Here is a 17,997-nt window from a genome sequence, read left to right on the forward strand (position 1 = left end):
GACCGTCATCTGTCGTACGGGGGCATCGAGTCGAGCACGTCGGGTAGAGACCGGATCGACCGCGTATCGGGCATCGGGCATCGGGCGGATCGGCACCGCGGAGACCTCCACGACGTCCGTGCCCCTGCCGTCCTGTTCGGGAGCGTCTGCCGGTGATGACTAGGCTGATCGGATGATCAGGGTGGTGCTGGCGGACGACGAGACGATGATCCGGGCGGGGGTACGGGCGATCCTCGCCACCGACCCCGGGATCGAGGTGGTCGCGGAGGCGGGGGACGGCCGCGAGGCGGTCGGACTCACCCTCCTCCACCGGCCCGACGTCGTCCTCCTCGACATCCGGATGCCCCGGCTCGACGGGCTCGGCGCGGCCGAGGAGCTGCGGCGGGTGGCGCCCGACGCGGCGCTCGTCGTCCTCACCACCTTCTCCGAGGACGCGTACATCGAACGGGCGCTGGGCTGCGGGGTGAGCGGATTCCTGCTGAAGTCCGGGGACCCGCGCGAACTCCTCGCGGGGGTACGGGCGGTCGCCGAGGGCGCCGCGTTCCTCTCGCCCGCCGTCGCCCGCCGGGTCATCGACACCCTCGGCGGCCCCCGTCTCACCCGCGCCGCCGACGCCCGTACCCGCCTGACCGGGCTCACCGGACGCGAGCGGGAAGTGGTCGCGCTGGTCGGCGCGGGTCTGTCGAACCAGGAGATCGCCGAGCGTCTGCACGTGGTCGAGGCCACCGTGAAGGCGCACGTCAGCGCGGTCCTGGGCCGGCTCGGGCTGCGCAACCGGGTGCGGCTCGCGATCCTCGCGTACGAGGCGGGCCTGGTCCCGGATGCGTGAGGGCGTCCACGAGCGGGTGTTCGACGGCCTGCTGTGGCTGCTGCTGTGCGTCCCCGTCGTCCTCCTCTCCGCCCCGGACGACGGCGGTTCCTGGGCGCGGGTCGCGCTCGGCGCGGCCCTGCTCGCGGCCGGGGTGGCGCTGGGCCGGCGGTGGCCGATGGTGCCGCTCGTCCTGACGGTCGCGGGATCGCTGGCCGTGAGCCCCGAGCTGTTCACGCCCGCGTACGCGCTCGCGCTCGTCGCCTTCGGCTATCTCGCCGGGCGCCGCGCGGAGCGGACCCGGCCCGCGCTGTGGCTGTTCGCGGCGGTCCCGCTGGCCGGCCTCGCCCGGATCCTGGCCCTCGACGGCACGCTCCCGCAGTGGTTCGCCCTGCTCCTCTCGGGAGCACTCGCGGTCGTCGCGCCGTGGCTGATCGGCCGTTACGTACGGCAGTACGACCGGCTCGTCCGCAGCGGCTGGGAACTGGCCGACCGGATGGAACGCGAGCAGGAAGCGGTCGCGGACCGCGAGCGGCTGCGCGAACGGTCCCGGATCGCGGGCGACATGCACGACTCCCTCGGCCACGACCTGGCCCTGCTCGCGCTGCGCGCGGGCGCGCTCGAACTCGACCCGGCGCTCGGCGCCGCGCAGCAGCGCGCGGCGGGCGAACTGCGCCGCGCGGCCGCCGACGCGACCGGCCGGCTGCGGGACATCATCGGCGTCCTGCGCGAGGACGGCGAGGACGCCCCGGTCGCCCCGCCGGACGAGACGATCGCCGACCTGGTGACCCGCGCCCGCGCCTCCGGTCTGACGGTCACGCTCGACGACACGACCGGCCCGGCCTCCGAGATGACCGCCCGCGCCGTCCACCGTGTCATCCAGGAGGGCCTCACCAACGCCGCCAAGCACGCCCCCGGCGCCCCGGTCCAGGTCCGCCTCCACGCCTCCGGCGGCGCCCGGGTCCACGTCCACGTGACCACCCCGCCCACCGACGGCACGCCCGACCCCGGCCTCGCGTCCGGCGGCACCGGTCTGGTCGGCCTCGACGAGCGCGTACGCCTCGCGGGCGGCACCCTCCGGCACGGGGCGACCCCCGACGGCGGCTTCGCCCTGTCGGCCGTGCTCCCCCTCCGCGCGCCCATCCCCCGCCCGACCGCGCCCCGTTCGGCCCACGAACTGGACCTGGCCCGCCGCCAGGTCCGGCGCGGCCTCGCCCGCGCCATCTGGATCCCGCTGGCCCTGCTGGCCGGCCTCGGCCTCCTCATGGCGGGCGTGGGCCTCTACACCCAGTACCAGACCTACCTGGAGCCGGAGGACTACGCCCGCATCCACACCGGAACCGCCCGCCCGGACATCGCCCACTCCCTCCCCTCCCGCCATCTCGACGGCCCGCCCCACGCCGTCCCGGCCGAGCCCCCGGGCATGGACGAGTGCCTCTACTACCGCTCCACCCTCTTGGCCGCGATCCCGGTCTACCGCCTCTGCTATACGGACGGCCATCTGGCGAACAAGGCCCGGCTCCCCTGATTCCCCCCTCCCCCCCCCACTGGCGAACAGGGGCCCACGACGCCGTCTCCCACCGCCTCACCGCCTCACCGCATCACCGCATCAAGACCCCCGCACCCCCGCCCCGCCCTTCCGACGGCACCGCCACCAGCCCCAGCTCCGCCACCCCCGCCAGCAGCGGATGCGCCGGCAGCACCCGCACCGTGCACCCGAACGCCCCCGTCCGGTCCAGCGACAGCGCCCCTTCGTACGGCATCCGGTCCTCCAGGTCGGGCCCGCCGCCCGCGGGTTTCAGGACGGTGGTGCGCGGGTCGAGGAGCCGGTCGTCGGCGTCGACGCGCCCGGTGACGGCCTGGACCTCGACGTCTTCGGGGCGCAGGCCGCCCAGGTCGACCCGTACCCGGACGGCCGGGGTCGCGCCGAGCTCCACGTCACCACCACCGCCACCGTCGCTGTCACCGCCACCGTCGGCGACGCCGACCCCCGCTCCGACCTCCACATGGTCGACGGACACCCCCGGCCACGCGTCCCGCACCCGCGCCTTCCACGCGGCGAGTTCACGCGCGGCGGCGGGCCCGAGGGCCCGGTGCGCGGCGGCGGCCGGGGCGTAGAGCCGCTCGACGTACTCCTGGACCATCCGGTCGGCGTGGACCTTGGGCCCGAGGTCGGCGAGGGTGCGCCGCACCATCGCGGTCCAGCCGCCGGGCACTCCGTCGGCGTCGCGTTCGTAGAAACGCGGCGCGACCCGGTGCTCGATGAGTTCGTAAAGCGCGGCGGCTTCGAGGTCGTCGCGACGTTCGGCGTCGCCCGCCTCGTCACGGCCCTCGTCACCCGCGAGGGCGCCGTCGGCGGTGGGGATGGCCCAGCCGAAGTCGGGTTCGTACCACTCGTCCCACCAGCCGTCGAGGACGGACAGGTTGAGGCAGCCGTTGAGCGCGGCTTTCATGCCGCTGGTGCCGCAGGCTTCGAGGGGGCGCAGCGGGTTGTTGAGCCAGACGTCGCAGCCGGGGTAGAGGCCGCGGGCCATCTCCATGCCGTAGTCGGGGAGGAAGACGATGCGGTGCCGGACGCGGGGGTCGTCGGCGAAGCGGACGAGTTCCTGGACGAGCCGTTTGCCGCCGTCGTCGGCGGGGTGGGCCTTGCCGGCGACGACGAGCTGGACGGGCCGGTCGGGGTGGAGGAGGAGTTCACGCAGCCGGTCCTTGTCGCGGAGCATCAGGGTGAGGCGTTTGTACGAGGGGACGCGGCGGGCGAAGCCGATGGTGAGGACGTCGGGGTCGAGGACGGAGTCGGTCCAGCCGAGTTCCGCGGCGGCGGCGCCGCGCTGCCGCCAGGAGGCGCGGACGCGTCGCCGTACGTCGGTGACGAGCCGTTCGCGCAGCCGGCGGCGCAGGCCCCACAGGTCGCGGCCGGAGGCGTCGGGGCCGAGCCGGCCGAGGTCGGGGGCGGTCCAGGTGGGGGCGTGGACGCCGTTGGTGACCGAGGTGAGGGGGAGTTCGTCGGGGTCGAGGCCGGGCCACAGGCCGGCGAACATGGCGCGGCTGACGGCGCCGTGGAGGGTGGAGACGCCGTTGGCGCGCTGGGCGAGTCGCAGTCCCATGGCGGCCATGTTGAAGACGGCGGGGTCGCCGCCGAGCGGGGTCTCGTCGCCGAGGGCGAGGACGCGGGCGGTGTCGACGCCGGGGAGGGCGCCGTCGTCGCCGAGGTGGCGGGCGACGAGGGCCTTGTCGAAGCGGTCGATGCCGGCGGGGACGGGGGTGTGGGTGGTGAAGACGGTGCCGGCCCGGACGGCTTCGAGGGCGCTGTCGAAGTCGAGCCCGATTCCGGCTCCGGAGCCGGAGCCCGAGCCCGAGCCCGAGCCGGAGCCGGAGGCCCCGAGTTCGCGGATGCGTTCGAGGCCGAGGAAGCCGGCGTGGCCCTCGTTGGTGTGGAAGACCTCGGGCGCGGGGGTGCCGGTGAGGCGGCAGTACGTACGGACGGCGCGGACGCCGCCGATGCCGAGGAGCATCTCCTGGAGCAGCCGGTGCTCGCTGCCGCCGCCGTAGAGCCGGTCGGTGACCTCGCGTTCGCCGGGGGCGTTCTCCTCGACGTCGGAGTCGAGCATGAGCAGCGGCACGCGGCCGACGTCCGCGAGCCAGATATGGGCGTGGAGGCGGCGGTCGCTGGGGAGTGCGAGGGTGACCCGGGCGGGGGTGCCGTCGGGCTCGCGGAGGAGGGCGACGGGCAGCTCGCCGGGGTCGAGGACCGGGTAGTGCTCCTGCTGCCAGCCGTCGCGGGAGAGCGACTGGCGGAAGTAGCCGCGGCGGTAGAGGAGTCCGACGCCGACGAGGGGGACGCCGAGGTCGCTGGCGGCTTTCAGGTGGTCGCCGGCCAGGATGCCGAGGCCGCCGGAGTACTGGGGCAGGGCGGCGGCGACGCCGAACTCGGGCGAGAAGTACGCGATCGAGGCGGGAAGCGGGTCGGCCGTCCCGGCGGCCTCGGCGGCCCGCCGCTGGTACCAGCGGGGTTCGGTGAGGTAGCGGTCGAGGTCGTCGGCGGCGGCCCGCAGCCGGGTGAGGAAGTCCTGGTCGGCGGCGAGGGCGGCGAGCCGTCCGGCGTCGAGGGCGCCGAGCGCGCGGACGGGGTCGTCGTGGTCGCTGTCGACGGTGGCGAACAGGTCCCGGGTGGGTTCGTGCCAGGACCAGCGCAGATTGCGGGCCAGGCCGGCGAGGGGGCGGAGGGGCTCGGGGAGGACGGGGCGCACGGTGAATCGACGGATTGCCTTCACATGGTCCACCTTGGCAGGCGGTGCCGGGGCGGAGCGGAAGCACCACGCGCGGGCCGGGTCGGCGCCCCGCAGACGGCGCAGGGTCCGGGTGTCCCGGCCCCCTCCCCTGTCTGCCGTCGTCTGCCCCCGTCCGTCCCGCCCGCGCGGATCGGCCGCCGCGTGTCGGCCCCCGCGACCAGCCCGGCGGCCGGCCCGGCGGTCAGTGCCCGTGGGCGCCGTCGTCGGCCCGGTAGACGCCGGGCGTCGTGCCGTACCACTTGCGGAACGCGAGGTGGAAGCCGACCGCGCTCTGGTAGCCGACCCGGGCGGGCAGGGCCGACTGGGGCAGCGAGGTCTCGGTGAGCAGCCGGGCGGCCTCCCGCATCCGGCAGGCCGTGAGGTGGCGGGCCGGGGAGACGCCGACGAGGTCGCGGAACGCGGCGGTGAACGCGGAGCGCGACATGCCCGCCTCGCGGGCGAGTACGTCGAGGGTCCAGGGCTCCGCGAACCGGGTGGCGATCAGGACGAGGGCGCGCCGGATGCCGGGGTTGCGCAACAGCGCCGGGTAGACCGGGTGTTCGGGGTCGGCGGCGAGGTCGCACAGCAGGGGGCGCAGCGCCAGGACGAGGGCCATCTCGAAGGCGCGCAGGGTGATGAGCCGGTCGCCGGGGCCGACGGGCCGGGTGGCGCAGGCGAGCAGCAGCAGGGTGTCGCGGAGCAGCGGTTCGCGGGCGACCTGGGAGCGGTCGAGGACGAGGACCCCGGGCAGCGAGCGGTAGAGGTCGGTGGTGGCGCCGGCGTCGTACGGGAGTCCGGCGGACAGCAGCCGGGTCTCGGCGCCGGTGCCGCCGATCCGGATCTCGCCGGGTCCGCGCACGGCCCGCCGCGCGGCGCGCTGCACGGTCTCGCGCCGCGGCCTCGGGCCCTGTGCCTGCGGCTGCGACCGCGACTGCGCCTGCGCCTGCGCCTGCCCCGGAACCGCCCCCTGTCCTTGGCCGGTTCCGTCCGGTCCCGTACGCCGGGTGGCCCGCTGCCCCGGCACGTAACCGGACCGCTGTTCGGACCGCTGTCCGGGCCGCAGGGCCTTGACCGGCTCGGCCCGGCTGCCGGGGTGGTCGGCGAGCCGGTGGGCGGCTCCGGTGGGCAGCACGACGAGGTCGCCCGCGCCGAGCCGCAGCGGGGGCCGGCCGGTGCCGGTGATCCAGCAGTCGCCCTCGACGACGTAGTGGAGGACGGCGCAGTCGCGTGTGGCGTCGCCCTCGATCGCCCAGGGCGCGGCCGCGCGCCAGCGGCTGTCGAGGACGCCGGTGAGGCGTAACGGGGTGAGGAGCTCGCTTAAGAGGTCGTCGTGATCTGTCTCGTTCCGGTCGTCCGGCCCGCGGGGGGCGGGTCGCTGGTCGGAACGGTGGGACATGGATTCCATGGACGATCCTTCAATTTCCGCCCCAATTTGTTAATTGAACGGAGGACGCCGCCGCCACAGCCTGGAAGTGGCCGGTCACGGCAGCGCACTCACCATATCGAAGGGCCTCCTCCACACATGTCCAGTCAGAACACGACGCCCGCGCCGTGGCCGATGCGGGTGGCGGTCGTGGGGGCGACCGGCTTCCAGGGCGGGGCGGTGGCCCGGCTGCTGGTCGACCGGGGGCACCGGGTGCGGACGCTGTCGCGCCGCCCGGAGGGGGACCGTCCGCCGCTGCCGGGCGCCGAGTTCGTGGCGGGCGGGCTCGCCGACGAGGGGGCCGTGGGGCGGCTGTTCGAGGGGGCGACGCACGCGGTCGTCTCGATGCCGCTGGTGTACGAGCCGGAGCGGGTGCGCCGGTACGCGAGCAACCTCGCGCGGGCGGCCCGCGCGGCGGGGGTGCGCCGGCTGGTGTTCAACGCCAACACCCGGCTGCCGCAGGAGCCGACGGGGGTGCCGGCGTTCGAGACCCGGCGGATGGCGGAAACGGTGCTCCGGGGCAGCGGGGTGCCGCTGGTGGTGCTGCGGCCGCCGGTGTACCTGGACAACCTGTTCTCACCGTGGAACGGTCCGGCGCTGGTCGACGAGGGCGTCCTGGCGTATCCGCTGCCCGCCGCGGCGCCGGTCGCCTGGCTGTCGCACACGGGCCTGGCGGAGGCGGTGTACGCGGCGCTCGCCCGGGACGGGGTGGAGGGCGGGGTCTTCGACATCGGCGGGGCGGCGACGCTGACGGGCACGGATCTGGCGGAGGCGTTCGGGTACGCCCTGGGGCGGCCGGTGCGCTACGCGCCGCTGCGGCCGGCGCTGTTCGAGCGGTGGCTCGCGCAGCTGCTGGGCCCGGACACGGCGGAGGGGGTGACGGGGCTCTACCGCTATCTGGCGGCCGGCAGTGATCCTCTGCTGCTCGCGGGCGACGACGGGATGTCGGCGGAGGCGCTGGGGGTGGCGCCGGCCCGGGCCGAGGAGTGGGCGGCGGAGCAGCCCTGGCACGTCTGGTCGAACCATCCGGAGGACCAGCCCGCCTGAGCCGTACGCGAAGAAGCCCTGCCGCGGCCCACCGCCCACCGCCCTCCGTCCTCCGCCCTCCGCCCTCCGCCCTCCGCGGGGACCATCGAGACCCCTGGGACCGGAGCCACGGGCCGGCCCCAGGGCGAGCCGGCCCCGTCCGCCCAGGACGGGGCCGGTCTCGCGTTCGTGCGGAGTACGTCAGGTCCGCGCCGCTACCCCCGTGGGCGCGCTTCATAACCGCCGTCCGGGTGATCGTGCGGCGGCCCGGCGCTGCCCGCCTCCGACGCGCCGTCGGCACGGCTAGAAAGAGCGCAGCACCGCTCATACGCACACAAACCGTCAGGTGATGCCGTGAACCCGCTCCCGCTCATCGGCCGCATTCCCGTCCTGGACGTCCGCCCGCTGGTCGACTGCGGCCGCCGCCCCGCGAAGGCCGTGGTGGGCGAGACCTTCGAGGTCACGGCCACCGTGTTCCGGGAGGGGCACGAGGCGGTGGGCGCCAATGTGGTGCTGCGCGATCCGGCGGGGCGGCCGGGCCCGTGGACGCCGATGCGCGAGCTGGCGCCGGGCACCGACCGGTGGGGCGCCGAGGTGACGCCGGACGCCGAGGGGCAGTGGACGTACGCGGTCGAGGCGTGGGGCGATCCGCTGGAGAGCTGGCGGCACGCCGCCCGGATCAAGATCCCGGCCGGCATCGACTCCGAACTCGTCCTGGCCGAGGGCGCGGAGCTGCACGAGCGGGCCGCGAAGGGGGTGCCGAAGCGGGGCGGTCACCGGGAGGCGGTGCTCGCCGTCGCGGACACCCTGCGCGACGACGCGCGGCCGGCGGCGGTACGGCTCGCGGCGGCGCTCGCGCCCCGCGTCCTCGCGGCCCTCGCCCGCCACCCGCTGCGCGAACTGGTCTCCGCCTCCCCCGCGTTGCCGCTGCGGGTCGAGCGGGAGCGGGCCCTGTTCGGCTCCTGGTACGAGTTCTTCCCGCGCTCGGAGGGCGTCCGGAAGGTCCGCGGCAAGACCGTCCCGGGCACCTTCCGTACGGCGGCGAAGCGGCTGCCCGCGATCGCCGCGATGGGCTTCGACGTGGTGTACCTGCCGCCTGTCCATCCGATCGGGTTCACCCACCGCAAGGGCCCGAACAACGCGTTGACGGCGGGCCCCGAGGACGTGGGCGTGCCGTGGGCGATCGGTTCGCCGGAGGGCGGGCACGACGCGGTCCATCCGGACCTGGGCACGCTCGACGACTTCGACGCCTTCGTGGCCCGGGCGCGCGAACTGCGCCTGGAGATCGCGCTGGACTTCGCCCTCCAGTGCTCGCCGGACCACCCGTGGGTGGAGAAACATCCGGAGTGGTTCCGGCACCGCCCGGACGGCTCGATCGCGTACGCCGAGAACCCGCCGAAGAAGTACCAGGACATCCACCCGCTGGCGTTCGACGAGGCGGGCGACGGGATGGACGGCATCGTCGCCGAGACGGTGCGGATCCTGCGGCACTGGATGGACCACGGCGTGCGGATCTTCCGGGTGGACAACCCGCACACCAAGCCGGTGGTGTTCTGGGAGCGGGTGATCGGCGCGGTCAACGGCACCGACCCGGACGTGATCTTCCTGGCGGAGGCGTTCACCCGGCCCGCGATGATGCGGACGCTGGGCGCGGTCGGCTTCCAGCAGTCGTACACGTACTTCACCTGGCGCAACACCAAGGCCGAACTCACCGACTATCTCACCGAGTTGACGGGCGAGCTGGCCGCGCACATGCGGCCCAACCTGTTCGTGAACACCCCGGACATCCTGCACGCCTATCTCCAGCACGGCGGCCGGCCGGCCTTCGAGGTACGGGCGGTGCTCGCCGCGACCCTCTCCCCCGCGTGGGGCATGTACGCCGGGTACGAGCTGTGCGAGAACACCCCGCTGCGCGCGGGCGGCGAGGAGTACCTGGACTCCGAGAAGTACCAACTCCGGCCGCGCGACTGGAAGTCGGCGGAGCGCGCGGGCACCTCGATCGCCCCGCTGATCACCGCGCTGAACCGGATCAGACGACGCCATCCGGCCCTGCGCCGGCTGCGCGGTCTCACCTTCCACACCACCGACAACGACGCCGTGATCGCGTACAGCAGACGCTCCGGTACGGACATCGTCATCGTGATCGCCAACCTGGACCCGCACCACACCCAGGAGGCCACGGTCTCGTTGAACATGCCGGAACTCGGCCTCGCCTGGCACGAGACCGCGCCGGTGCGCGACGAGCTCACCGGCGAGAACTATCACTGGGGCAGGACCGCCTACGTACGCCTGGAGCCGGGGGTCGCTCCCGCGCACGTGCTGGCCCTGCGACCGTCCCCGCAGACCGGAGGGTCACCCGCATCATGACCACTGTCAACGAACCCGTCCCCGACACCTTCGAGGACACCCCGGCCCAGGACCGCGACCCCGAATGGTTCAAGCGGGCGGTGTTCTACGAGGTCCTGGTCCGCTCCTTCCAGGACAGCAACGGCGACGGTGTGGGCGACCTCAAGGGCATCACCTCGCGCCTGGACTATCTGCAGTGGCTGGGCGTGGACTGTCTGTGGCTGCCGCCGTTCTTCCAGTCCCCGCTGCGCGACGGCGGCTACGACGTCGCCGACTACACCGCGGTGCTCCCGGAGTTCGGGGATCTGGCCGACTTCGTGGAGTTCGTCGACGCGGCGCACGCCCGCGGTATGCGCGTGATCATCGACTTCGTCATGAACCACACGAGCGACGCGCACCCGTGGTTCGAGCAGTCGCGCACCGACCCGGACGGGCCGTACGGGGACTACTACATCTGGGCCGACGACGACAAGCAGTTCGCGGACGCCCGGATCATCTTCGTCGACACCGAGTCGTCCAACTGGACCTTCGACCCGGTCCGCGGGCAGTACTACTGGCACCGCTTCTTCTCGCACCAGCCCGACCTCAACTACGAGAACCCGCGCGTCCAGGAGGAGATCCTGTCCGCGCTGCGGTTCTGGCTGGACCTGGGCATCGACGGCTTCCGGCTCGACGCGGTGCCGTACCTCTACCAGCGCGAGGGCACCAACTGCGAGAACCTGCCGGAGACCCACGCCTTCCTCAAGCGGGTCCGCGAGGAGATCGACACCCACTACCCGGACACGGTGCTGCTCGCCGAGGCGAACCAGTGGCCGGAGGACGTGGTCGACTACTTCGGCGACTTCCCGTCGGGCGGCGACGAGTGCCACATGGCGTTCCATTTCCCGGTGATGCCACGGATCTTCATGGCGGTACGGCGCGAGTCGCGCCACCCGGTCTCCGAGATCCTGGCGAAGACCCCGGCGATCCCGGCGGGCTGTCAGTGGGGCGTCTTCCTGCGCAACCACGACGAGTTGACGCTGGAGATGGTCACCGACGAGGAACGCGACTACATGTACGCCGAGTACGCCAAGGACCCGCGGATGCGGGCCAACATCGGCATCCGGCGCCGGCTCGCCCCGCTGCTCGACAACGACCGCAGGCAGATGGAGCTGTTCACCGCCCTGCTCTTCTCGCTGCCCGGATCGCCGGTGCTGTACTACGGCGACGAGATCGGCATGGGCGACAACATCTGGCTCGGCGACCGGGACGGGGTGCGCACCCCGATGCAGTGGACGCCGGACCGCAACGCCGGCTTCTCCTCCTGCGACCCGGGCCGGCTGTTCCTGCCCGCGATCATGGACCCGGTACACGGCTACCAGGTGACCAACGTGGAGGCCGGGACGGCGTCGCCGTCCTCGCTGCTGCACTGGACGAAGCGGATGATCGAGGTGCGCAAGGAGAACCTGGCCTTCGGGCTCGGCTCGTACACCGAACTGCCGTCGTCCAACGGGGCGGTGCTCGCGTTCCTCCGCGAGTTCGAGGACGACCTGGTCCTGTGCGTGCACAACTTCTCGCGCTTCGCCCAGCCCACCGAACTGGACCTGCGGCGCTTCGCCGGGATGCGGCCGGTGGAGCTGATCGGCGGAGTGGAGTTCCCGGCGGTCGGGGAGTTGCCGTACCTGCTGACGGTCGGCGGGCACGGCTTCTACTGGTTCCGGCTGAAGCCCTCCTGACGCCCTCCCGGCACCGCCCCCGCACTCTCCCGGCACCTCCCCGCACGGGCGCGGGCCGTCCCCTGATCGGCCCGCGCCCGTCCGGGCCCATCCGGGCGCGCGCGACGGGCCCAAACGGATCTTCCCCTCCGACACGTCCCCCCACAGCCGGACACTCCACGCCGCCATCCGCGACACTCGGCGCATTTGAAAGCAAACACATACAAACGACACGTGTGTGCCCCGGGGAAAGGACGCGCTGCCATGCCGGAGACCGCATCCACCACCGAGTCCACCGCGTCCGCGGAGGTCATCGGATCCGCTGAAGCCACCGGATCCACCGAGGCCGACGCAGCCGTCGAGACCACCGCGTCCGTCACGTCCGTCACGTCCGCCGGCCCGCGACGCGCCCTCCTGCCCGCCCTCGCTCCCCTGCTGCGCACCTGGCTGCCCCGCCAGCGCTGGTTCGCGGGCAAGGGCCGCCCGGTCACCGGCTTCACCCTGGAGTCGGCCACCGAGCTGCTGCCCCTCGACGGCACCGGCCCCGGGCTGCTGCACCTGCTCGTCCGGGTGGAGCAGCCCGGTCGGCCGGCCGGCGCCCCGGCCGACTGTTACCAGCTGCTCCTCGGCGTACGGCCGGAGCTGCCGCCCCGTCTCGCGCCCGCCCTGATCGGCCGGATCCGGCAGGGCCCGCTGGCCGGCCGGACCGTCTACGAGGGGCTGCGCGACCCCCGGCTCGCCGGGCTGCTGTACGAGCGGCTGCGCACCCCCGGCCGGACCGGCCCGCTGCGCTTCCACACCGGCACCGCGCTGCCGCCCGCGCTCGCGCCCCGGGTGCTGGACGCCGAACAGTCCAACTCCTCACTGGTCTTCGGGGAATCGTTCATTCTGAAGATCTTCCGGCGGGTCTCGCCGGGCGCCAACCCGGACCTGGAGCTGCCGCTCGCCCTCGCCCGGGCCGGCTGCGCCCGGGTCCCCGCGCCGGTCGCCTGGTTCGAGGCGGGCGCGGCCACGCTGGGGGTCCTCCAGCCGTATCTGCGCGGCTCGCGGGACGGCTGGCGGCTCGCCCTCGACGCGCTCGCCGACGGCCGGGAGTTCACGACGGAGGCGCACGCGCTCGGCCGCGCCACCGCCGAGGTGCACCTGGCGCTCGCGACCGCGCTGCCGACCGAGCGGCTGGAACGCGACCGGGCCGCCTCGCTCGCCGCCGCGATGGGCACCCGCCTGGACGCCGCCGCGCAGGCGGTGCCCGCCCTGCTGCCGTACGTCCCCGGTCTGCGGGCGGTCTTCGCGGCGGCCGGCGACGCGACCGGCACCGGCCGGCTCCAGCGCGTCCACGGCGACCTGCACCTCGGGCAGACGCTGCGCGGCTCCGACGGAGCCTGGACGGTCATCGACTTCGAGGGCGAGCCGGCGAAGCCGCTGGACGAGCGGCGCACCTCGCACCCGCCGGTCCGCGACATCGCGGGCATGCTCCGCTCCTTCGACTACGCGGCCCGCACCCACCAGCCGTGGAACCCCGACTGGTCCGCCCGCTGCCGGGACGCCTACTGCGCCGGATACGCCGAGGCGTCGGGCGCCGACCCGCGCGACGACCCGGCGCTGCTGCGCGCGTACGAGACGGACAAGGCCGTGTACGAGGTGCTCTACGAGGCCCGGCACCGCCCCGACTGGCTGCCCGTCCCGATGGCGGCGATCGCCCGCCTCGCCACGGTGCCATGACGCCCCGCCCCGTGACCGACCCGCCCCCACCCCCACCCAGGAGGCCCTTCCGGTGACCGCTCCCCGCCCCGCCCGACCCGACCGGACGGCCCGCCCGGCGCCGGCCCTCGACCCCCACGACCGCGCCCGGCTGCTGGCCGGCGAGCACCACGACCCGCACGCGCTGCTCGGCGCCCATCCGGTGAAGGGCGGGGTCGTCTTCCGCACACTGCGCCCGTGGGCCAAGGAGGTCGCCGTCCTGCTCCCCCAGGGCCGCCGCGTCCCGCTCCGCTCCGAGGGCGACGGCCTGTTCTCCGCGCTGGTCCCGCGGCTGCGGAAGATCCCCGCGTACGAGCTGCGGGTGCGGTACGACTCCGCCGCCGAGCTCGCCGTCCACGACCCGTACCGCTTCCTGCCGGCCCTCGGCGCACTCGACCTGCATCTGATCGGCGAGGGCCGGCACGAGGAGCTGTGGACCGCCCTCGGCGCCCGGGTCATGACCCACGACGGCACGGCGGGCACCCGGTTCACGGTCTGGGCGCCGAACGCCCGCGGGGTGCGGGTCGGCGGCGACTGGACGTACTGGGACGGCACCGCGCTGCCCATGCGCTCGCTCGGCTCGTCCGGGGTCTGGGAACTGTTCGTGCCGGGGGTCGGCGAGGGCGCGCTGTACAAGTTCGACATCACCCGGCCCGACGGCACCCACACCCTGCGCGCCGACCCGATGGCACGCCGTACCGAGTGCCCGCCGGACACCGCGTCCGTGGTGACCGCCGACCATCACGTGTGGCAGGACGCGGACTGGCTGGCCCGGCGCGGGGCACGGCCGCACCACGAGGCGCCGATCTCGGTCTACGAGGTCCATCTGCCGTCCTGGCGACCCGGCCTGACGTATCGTCAACTCGCTGAGCAGCTGCCCGCGTACGTCGCCGATCTGGGCTTCACCCACGTGGAGTTCATGGCCGTCGCCGAGCACCCCTTCCACGGTTCCTGGGGCTATCAGGTCACCGGTTTCTACGCGCCGACCGCCCGCATGGGCACCCCGGACGACTTCCGCTTCCTGGTCGACGCGCTGCACCAAGCCGGGATCGGCGTCCTGATGGACTGGGTGCCGGCCCATTTCCCGCGCGACGACTGGGCGTTGGCCGAGTTCGACGGGCGTCCGCTGTACGAGCACGAGGACCCGCGCCGGTCCGCGCACCCCGACTGGGGGACGCTGGTGTTCGACTACGGGCGCAAGGAGGTGCGCAACTTCCTGGTCGCCAACGCGGTGTACTGGTGCGAGCGGTTCCATCTCGACGGGCTGCGCGTGGACGCGGTCGCCTCCATGCTCTACCTCGACTACTCGCGCGAGGGCGGCGACTGGCTGCCCAACGAGTTCGGCGGGCGGGAGAACCTGGACGCGGTGGCCTTCCTCCAGGAGATGAACGCCACGCTGTACCGGCGCTGTCCGGGTGTCGTCACCTTCGCCGAGGAGTCCACCGCCTGGGACGGCGTGACCCGGCCGACCAACCAGGTGGGGCCGGGCGGCTTCGGCGGTCTCGGCTTCGGGCTGAAGTGGAACATGGGCTGGATGCACGACTCCCTCGGCTACATGACGAAGGACCCGGTGCACCGCAAGTACCACCACCATGAGATGACCTTCTCGATGGTGTACGCGTACAGCGAGAACTACATCCTGCCGATCTCGCACGACGAGGTCGTGCACGGCAAGCGGGCCCTTGTGTCGAAGATGCCCGGCGACTGGTGGCGCCGGCGCGCCGACCACCGCGCGTACCTGGGCTTCATGTGGGCCCACCCCGGCAAGCAACTCCTCTTCATGGGGCAGGAGTTCGCTCAGGGATCGGAGTGGTCGGCGGACCACGGCCCGGACTGGTGGCTGCTCGACCCGTCGTACGGGGCGGAGGCCGACCACCGCGGCGTACGGGATCTGGTGCGCGACCTGAACACCATGTACGCGGCGACGCCCGCACTGTGGGAGCGGGACTCCTCGCCCGAGGGCTTCGAGTGGATCGCGGGCGACGCGGCCGAGGACAACGTCTTCGCCTTCCTCCGCTTCGACGCGACCGGCACCCCGCTGCTCGCGGTGTGCAACTTCTCGCCGGTGGTCCGGCACGACTACCGGCTCGGGGTGCCCGACACCGTCGCCGCCTGGGCGGAGGTGCTGAACACGGACGCGGCCCGGTACGGGGGCGGCGGCGTCGGGAGCACCGACCCGGTGAAGACCGAGTCGGTGCCGTGGCACGGCCGCCTGGCGAGCCTGCGGACGACGCTGCCGCCGCTGGCGACGGTCTGGTTCAAGCCCGCCTGATCACCCCCCGGCGCCGGGCGGGTCAGTCCGCCCGGCGGACGATCCCGAGCCGCTGGGTGGCCCGGGTCAGCGCCACGTACAGGTCGTTGACGCCGTGCGTGGCACCGTCCCGGATGCCCTCCGGGTCGACGACGAGGACCGTGTCGAATTCGAGGCCCTTGGCCTGGCGGGGGTCGAGCAGCACCACCCGCCGGGTCAGGTCGGGCTTCGCCCCGTACGCGGCCCCGGGCAGCGCGGTGATCAGCCCGGGGTGCAGGTCCTCGGGCGCGATGACCGCGAGCCGTCCGTCGGCGTGCGCCGCCAGCTCCGCCGCGACCGCGTCGGCGGTCTCCTTCACCGGGTCCTCCACGCTGCGGTCCCAGGGCTCGACCCCGGTCGAGCGGACCGAGCTGGGCGGCTCGAACCCCGGGTCCTCGACCCGGCGCACGGCGGCGGCCACGGCCATGATCTCGGCCGGGGTGCGGTAGTTGACGCCGAGCCGGACGTGTTCCCAGCGGTCCTCGACGTACGGCGCGAGGATCCCCTCCCAGGAGCCGACGCCGGCCGGGTCGCCGGTCTGCGCGGGGTCGCCGACCAGGGTCATCGAGCGGGTGGGGCTGCGGCGCATGAGCAGCCGCCACATCATCGCGGACAGCTCCTGCGCCTCGTCGACGATGATGTGGCCGAAGGCCCAGGTACGGTCGGCGGCGGCGCGTTCGGCGGCGCTGCGGTGGTCGGCCTCCTCGTGGCGGTCGGCGAAGCGTTCGGCGTCGATGATGTCGTGCGCGGACAGCACCTCGGAGGCGTCCTTGTCGAGCTCCGTCTTGTCCTCGAACTCGTAGGTCCGGGAGGCGAAGGACACGTCGAGGACGCCCTGGGCGTACGCGATCCGCTTCTGCCGCTCGGCCTCCTCGGCGGCGCGGGCGGCGGAGTCGTCCTCGCCGAGGAGTTCGGCGGCCTCGTCGAGCAGCGGGACGTCGGCCGGGGTCCAGGCGGCGTCGCCGTCCGGGCCACCGTCCGAGCCACCGTCGGGGCCGCTTTCGGGGCGCCGGATCGCGGCCAGGTCGGCCGGATCGTCCAGGTGGGTGGGCTCGGCGAGGTAGTCGGCGAGGAAGCGCTGCGGGGTGAGGGCCGGCCACAGGCCGTCGAGGGCCGCGTGCACGTCGGGGTTGGCGGCGACGCCCTTGGCGAGCTGCGCGCGGTCGTCGGGGCCGAGGAAGTTGGGGCCGCCGTACGGGTCGGCGCCGATCCGGTCGGCGAGCTGCTCGGCGAGCGCGTCGAGGATGTGGAAGACGAAGTAGGGGCGGGCCAGGTTGTGCGGGAGCCGGGTCTCGCGGGCCTTGTGCCGGGCTTCGAGCGCCATGCCCCAGTCGATGACCAGATCACCGTCGTCGTGCGGGACGGTCAACGGAGCGTCGCGCTCGGGGACGCGCTGCTGGTCGCGGACGGCGGCGGCCAGCGCGCCGGCCATGGCCACGGAGCCCTTGACCGCGGCGGCGCGCGGGGTGTCGGTGCCGGTGGCCTCGACGCCGGGGAAGAGTTCGCCGGGGGTGGCGAGCAGGACGCCGGTCTCGCCGAGGGACGGCAGGACGTTGCTGATGTAGCCGAGGAAGGCGGGGTTGGGGCCGACGATCAGCACGGCGCGCTTGGCGAGCTGCTCACGGTGCGCGTACAGCAGATACGCGGCGCGGTGCAGCGCCACGGCGGTCTTGCCGGTGCCGGGGCCGCCCTCGACGACGAGCACCCCGCGGTGCGGGGAGCGGATGATGCCGTCCTGCTCGGCCTGGATGGTCTGCACGATGTCGTGCATCCGGCCGGTGCGGGCGGCGTCGAGCGCGGCGAGCAGCACCTCGTCGGCGTCACGGTTCTCGTGGCCGGTGCGCGTGGTGTCGGCGAGGTCGAGCACCTCGTCGTGGAGCGAGACGACCTCGCGGCCCTTGGTGGTGAGATGCCGGCGACGGCTCAGGCCCATGGGGGCGTAGCCGGTGGCGAGGTAGAACGGCCGGGCGACCTCGGCGCGCCAGTCGACCACGAGCGGCGTGCGGTGCTCGTCGTCGGCGCGGATGCCGATCCGGCCGATGTGATGGTCGCGCCCGTCCCGGAACACCAGCCGGCCGAAGCACAGCCCGCTCTCGCCCGCGTCGAGCGCGGCGAGCAGCCCCGACTGCTCGGCGACCAGCACGTCCCGCTCCAGGCGCGCCTGGGCGCTGCCCGCGCCGGGGGCGGCGAGGGCGGCGGCGACACCGGCCTCCGCCTGGTCCCGCAGGTCGTCGAGACGTGCGTAGAGCCCGGTGATGAATTCCTGCTCTTTCCGAAATTCCTCGGTTGACAATTCGACTCCCGACGCGATACAGTACTTTCAGGGATGGTTCCCGCGCCTTTTTATCTGGACACGGAATCCATCAATATACGTGACACACAACCCCGACTGCCATTCT

Annotated in this window: 10 protein-coding genes; 7 read left to right on the plus strand and 3 right to left on the minus strand. The window is 73.9% G+C overall.

All coding sequences use genetic code 11. The features are described from left to right. The first annotated feature begins 172 nt into the window (after positions 1 to 172). Both ABZ693_RS18945 and ABZ693_RS18950 read left to right on the plus strand, forming a co-directional pair. Positions 173 to 829, plus strand: a complete 657-nt coding sequence (locus tag ABZ693_RS18945; protein ID WP_359878304.1) for a response regulator — start codon at positions 173 to 175, stop codon at positions 827 to 829. After that, complete coding sequence (locus ABZ693_RS18950; protein WP_359878307.1) at positions 822 to 2,336, plus strand: sensor histidine kinase; 1,515 nt, start codon at positions 822 to 824, stop codon at positions 2,334 to 2,336. The genes ABZ693_RS18945 and ABZ693_RS18950 overlap by 8 nt, the downstream gene beginning before the upstream one ends. 73 nt (positions 2,337 to 2,409) lie before the next feature. Here the strand turns inward: ABZ693_RS18950 and glgP are convergent, their stop codons facing one another. After that, entirely contained in the window at positions 2,410 to 5,082 is a 2,673-nt protein-coding gene (glgP, locus tag ABZ693_RS18955) for an alpha-glucan family phosphorylase (protein ID WP_359878310.1), read from the minus strand. 199 nt (positions 5,083 to 5,281) lie between these two features. Beyond that, complete coding sequence (locus ABZ693_RS18960) at positions 5,282 to 6,484, minus strand: AraC family transcriptional regulator (RefSeq protein WP_435842467.1); 1,203 nt, start codon at positions 6,482 to 6,484, stop codon at positions 5,282 to 5,284. 117 nt (positions 6,485 to 6,601) lie between these two features. On the opposite strand from ABZ693_RS18960, the gene ABZ693_RS18965 reads away from it, so the two are divergent. From ABZ693_RS18965 to glgB, 5 genes are all read left to right on the plus strand, one after another. Further along, positions 6,602 to 7,549 carry an SDR family oxidoreductase gene (locus tag ABZ693_RS18965; protein ID WP_359878311.1) on the plus strand — a complete coding sequence of 316 codons (948 nt, stop codon included), beginning with the start codon at positions 6,602 to 6,604 and terminating at the stop codon, positions 7,547 to 7,549. A gap of 333 nt (positions 7,550 to 7,882) precedes the next feature. Next, on the plus strand, positions 7,883 to 9,895 hold the full coding sequence (locus ABZ693_RS18970) for an alpha-1,4-glucan--maltose-1-phosphate maltosyltransferase (protein WP_359878313.1): 2,013 nt from the start codon (positions 7,883 to 7,885) through the stop codon (positions 9,893 to 9,895). Next, complete coding sequence (gene treS / locus ABZ693_RS18975; RefSeq protein ID WP_359878315.1) at positions 9,892 to 11,589, plus strand: maltose alpha-D-glucosyltransferase; 1,698 nt, start codon at positions 9,892 to 9,894, stop codon at positions 11,587 to 11,589. The genes ABZ693_RS18970 and treS overlap by 4 nt, the downstream gene beginning before the upstream one ends. A gap of 243 nt (positions 11,590 to 11,832) precedes the next feature. Further along, complete coding sequence (locus tag ABZ693_RS18980) at positions 11,833 to 13,290, plus strand: maltokinase N-terminal cap-like domain-containing protein (protein ID WP_359878317.1); 1,458 nt, start codon at positions 11,833 to 11,835, stop codon at positions 13,288 to 13,290. A gap of 52 nt (positions 13,291 to 13,342) precedes the next feature. Then, on the plus strand, positions 13,343 to 15,580 hold the full coding sequence (gene glgB, locus ABZ693_RS18985; protein WP_359878320.1) for a 1,4-alpha-glucan branching enzyme: 2,238 nt from the start codon (positions 13,343 to 13,345) through the stop codon (positions 15,578 to 15,580). Positions 15,581 to 15,602: 22 nt separating this feature from the next. Here the strand turns inward: glgB and ABZ693_RS18990 are convergent, their stop codons facing one another. Continuing rightward, a complete protein-coding gene (locus tag ABZ693_RS18990; protein ID WP_359878322.1) occupies positions 15,603 to 17,891 on the minus strand; it encodes a HelD family protein in 2,289 nt (762 codons plus the stop codon). Positions 17,892 to 17,997: the final 106 nt, after the last annotated feature.

Source organism: Streptomyces laurentii, from assembly GCF_040635425.1.
In the GTDB taxonomy this organism is placed as follows: Bacteria; Actinomycetota; Actinomycetes; order Streptomycetales; family Streptomycetaceae; genus Streptomyces; species Streptomyces laurentii.

Excerpts from the sequence above, each read along its gene's own strand:
- ABZ693_RS18945 (WP_359878304.1), top strand. The coding sequence starts at position 173 with ATGATCAGGGTGGTGCTGGCGGACGACGAGACGATGATCCGGGCGGGG.
- ABZ693_RS18960 (WP_435842467.1), bottom strand. The coding sequence starts at position 6,484 with ATGGAATCCATGTCCCACCGTTCCGACCAGCGACCCGCCCCCCGCGGG.
- ABZ693_RS18965 (WP_359878311.1), top strand. The coding sequence starts at position 6,602 with ATGTCCAGTCAGAACACGACGCCCGCGCCGTGGCCGATGCGGGTGGCG.
- ABZ693_RS18950 (WP_359878307.1), top strand. The coding sequence starts at position 822 with ATGCGTGAGGGCGTCCACGAGCGGGTGTTCGACGGCCTGCTGTGGCTG.
- treS (WP_359878315.1), top strand. The coding sequence starts at position 9,892 with ATGACCACTGTCAACGAACCCGTCCCCGACACCTTCGAGGACACCCCG.
- ABZ693_RS18980 (WP_359878317.1), top strand. The coding sequence starts at position 11,833 with ATGCCGGAGACCGCATCCACCACCGAGTCCACCGCGTCCGCGGAGGTC.